2 protein-coding genes and 1 tRNA gene are annotated in these 2,037 nt (G+C 62.1%); 1 reads left to right on the forward strand and 2 read right to left on the reverse strand.

Going from position 1 to position 2,037, the window contains the following annotated elements; all coding sequences use genetic code 11:
* Together WBR57_RS06445 and WBR57_RS06450 are read right to left on the reverse strand one after the other, a co-directional pair.
* Nucleotides 1-737: TolC family protein (locus WBR57_RS06445; protein WP_424083120.1), on the reverse strand; the 737-nt coding region annotated here is incomplete at its 3' end.
* A 215-nt stretch (nt 738-952) separates the two neighbouring features.
* Nucleotides 953-1,606 (reverse strand): protein-L-isoaspartate O-methyltransferase family protein, encoded by a 654-nt coding sequence (locus WBR57_RS06450; protein WP_424083121.1) that lies wholly within the window; start codon nt 1,604-1,606, stop codon nt 953-955.
* Nucleotides 1,607-1,811: 205 nt separating this feature from the next.
* Between WBR57_RS06450 and WBR57_RS06455 the strand changes: the two genes are divergently transcribed.
* Nucleotides 1,812-1,885: transfer RNA gene (locus WBR57_RS06455), tRNA-Cys, on the forward strand.
* The last annotated feature ends 152 nt before the right edge of the window (nt 1,886-2,037 follow it).

Consider the following 2,037-nt stretch of genomic DNA (forward strand, 5'->3'; position numbering starts at 1 on the left):
GTGTTGGGCGAAAGCCGATCGACCGGCGTCCCGGCCGCGAGCTTTCCTGGATTGACTCCTATTACCCGACGGTAATTTGCTTGCGAGGTGACGAAGTTCGATTGCGCACCCAACAGCGCCGATCGACCGGCGGCGAGCCGCGATTCGGCCTGGGCGACGTCGGTTCGGGTCACCTCGCCAACATTGAACCGATCGCGAGTTTGCTTGAGCTGCTCGGTGAGGACTTGAACGTTACTTTGATTGAGCTCGAGGATCGCGCCATCGCGCAGCAGGTTCATATACGCGGTTGCCGCGTCCAGCAGTACCTGTTGCTCAGTGACGCGCAACGTCTCTCGGGCGGCATCGACCTGGCTTTCCGCTTGCCGGGTGCGGTTGGCCGTCTGGAAGCCATTGAAAAGGGTCTGTGTGCCGGTCAAGCCCACGGTGCGCGAAAGAAACTGACTGGCGTAAGTCGTCGTGGTGAGCACGCCGGCTATGGGAAGTTGTTGCGTGGCGTTCTCATAATTGTAGCCGCCCAGCGCGGTGAGGCTGATCTTGGGCCGATATCCCGACAAAGCCTGTGGCACGTTCTCGTCGATGACGCGTAATGCCGCACGCTGTGAATTAAGAGATGGATTGTTCTGGTAAGCTTGAACCAACGCCCATTCGAGCGTGTCTGCTTCCGCGTGCGAGCAAAGCGCGCCCATGGCTCCGCCCGCCAAGCAAAGCCCGGCGACAACCCACAGATACGCCCGCACCCCTCTTCCACTCATGAGACGTGCGCTGCCCTTCCCACGTCGTCGCAAACGACGCCACCTGCGCAGGCCCGATTCGGCCGACGCCGCCACCTTTGGAACATTATTCGGCCAGCGCCACAGGCGAAACCCCTGGAGCCGCCTTTATTCGCAAAATTCTAGGGGCTGGCACATATGCGCCACAGGTCGGCGCCGCCTATGCCGAAGGCTTCCGCAGGTCAGAAAACGAAGCTCGGCGGCGCTCGAAATCCCGGCAGTAGGGTTTCAGCGGCGTCGAAAATAGGACGTCCGACCAGGCAGCCTTCGCTAACCCGATAAACCATGCCTTTACAGGCCGGGGGACGACCGCCGACGCCTATAAGCCATCCGTCGGGCTTTAGCTGATCGCCGAAGACCTCCGGGATGACTTCCGCGGCGCCGTTGAGCAAGATTCCGTCATACGGCGCGCCGGCACGCCACCCCGCCGCGAGCGGCCCAACCACGACCTCGACGTTTGTGGTCCCGACTGCCCCGAGCGCCGTCTTCGCGGCTGCGGCCAAATCACCGTCTTCTTCGAGGGCAACCACCGAGGCGCCAAGGCGCGCCAATATCGCCGCCGAATATCCGGTGGCGCATCCGACATCGAGGATGCGCTCGCCAGCGCTAAGGGGCGCCGCCTGAATGAGCTTCGCGAGCACCATCGGCCTGAGCAAGGCGCGGCCTTTGCCAACGGGAATGTCTGCATCGACGTAAGCAAGCGGGGCGAGCGTGGGCGGCAGGAATTGCTCCCGCGGCACCGTCAGCATTGCGTCCAGCAATGCGGCGTCGGTCACGTCGGCGGTTCGGATTTGTCCGTCGACCATTAATCGACGAGCGGTCGTCGCGTCGAACATCCGTCAGTTTCCAATAAAGGCGCTCCGCGTTGTGCGAGAGCGAGCCGAAAAAGGCAAGGGATGGTTTCCGGCCTGGCCGGCGTCCGGAACCTCGCTCGTGACCCTTATATGAATTGCCTAACTGTGCATGCCGTTGTCGGATACGCAGGCTTCCTCTATAGACTGCCGCTCGGGCGTTGGCGGCCGTCCCGCCGAAACGACCGATGGCCACGTGGCGGAGTGGTTACGCAGCGGTCTGCAAAACCGTTTACCCCGGTTCAATTCCGGGCGTGGCCTCCACCCTTCGCAAGCAAAGCATTGCAGAGGCGGATGTGTGATAGGGCGGTAGGCCGGCAATTTGCCAAGCACAACGCTTTCAAAGCCTGGGCGGCTTTGTTATATGCGGCATTCGACGCGCGAGCAGGCTATTCCCCGGTAGCTCAGCGGTAGAG

The organism is Pseudomonas sp., assembly GCF_049590575.1.
Classification (GTDB): Bacteria; Pseudomonadota; Gammaproteobacteria; order Pseudomonadales; family Pseudomonadaceae; genus Aquipseudomonas.

Bases quoted from the DNA above. Each gene is read 5' to 3' on its own strand.
- WBR57_RS06450 (WP_424083121.1), bottom strand. From the start codon at position 1,606: ATGTTCGACGCGACGACCGCTCGTCGATTAATGGTCGACGGACAAATC.